At 75.4% G+C, this 1002-nt stretch carries 1 protein-coding gene; it reads right to left on the reverse strand.

Features of this window, described 5'->3' with window-relative positions:
• The coding region (locus DI269_RS27465) for a polyprenyl synthetase family protein (protein WP_198667021.1) at window positions 1-915 on the reverse strand (915 nt) is incomplete at its 3' end.
• Between the last annotated feature and the right edge of the window lie 87 nt (window positions 916-1002).

The raw sequence follows: 1002 nt of genomic DNA on the forward strand, positions 1-1002 counted from the left end.
GGTCAGCGTCTCGGCCGCGCGCCGGCTCGCGCTCCGGCCCCCGCAGGACTCCACCAGGTCGGCGGCGCGGCGCAGACTCCGCTCGTCGAGCGGGCCCTCGGCCCGGTACAGGCGCGCCAGCTCGGGCGCGTCGGCGTGCCCCGAGCCGAGCGCCGCGGTCACCGGCAGGGACTTCTTGCGGTTGCGCAGGTCCGAGTAGACGGCCTTGCCGGTCACGGCCGGGTCGCCCCAGATCCCCAGCAGGTCGTCCACGTGCTGGAACGCCAGCCCGAGGCGGAACCCGAAGTCCCGCAGCGCCTCCACCTGGTCCGGGGTGCCGCCGCCGAACAGCGCACCGAGCGCGGTGGCGCAGCCCATGAGCGACGCGGTCTTCGCCTCACTCATCGCCACGCACTCGGCGAGGTCGACGTGGTCGCGGTCCTCGAACCGGGTGTCGGCGAGCTGGCCCTCGATCAAGGCCCGCACGGTCTGCGCCAGCAGCCCCGCCCCCGCCGAGGCGCGCTCGCCCCCGGCCTCGGCGATGACCTCGAACGCGAGCGCGTGCAGCGCGTCGCCGACGAGGATCGCGTCGTTGACGCCGTAGACCTTCCACGCGGTCGGCCGGTGCCGTCGCAGCCCGTCGCGGTCGATGATGTCGTCGTGGATGAGGGAGAAGTTGTGGACCATCTCCACCGCGACCGCGGCCGGGACGGCGGCCCGCCAGTCGCCGGCGACCGTGGTGGCGGCCAGGAGCGTCAGGAGCGGCCGCAGCGCCTTGCCGGAGTTCGCGTCGACCGGGTTCCCGGTCTCGTCGGTCCATCCGAAGTGGTAGGCCGCGATCCGCGCGGCCGGGGCGGGGAGCCTGCTCGCGGCCGCGCGGAGCCCGGCGTCGATCGCCTCGCGCTCGGCGGTGTACTGGTCGGTCAGGACGGTCATGCGGGGGCCTCTCTCTCGCAGGAGTGACGGGCCCGGGCGGCCGCGGCGGTGCGGTCCGCGGCCGCCCGGGCTGTTCAAGACAGTCCG

The organism is Glycomyces dulcitolivorans (genome assembly GCF_003265355.1).
Taxonomy (GTDB): domain Bacteria; phylum Actinomycetota; class Actinomycetes; order Mycobacteriales; family Micromonosporaceae; genus Glycomyces; species Glycomyces dulcitolivorans.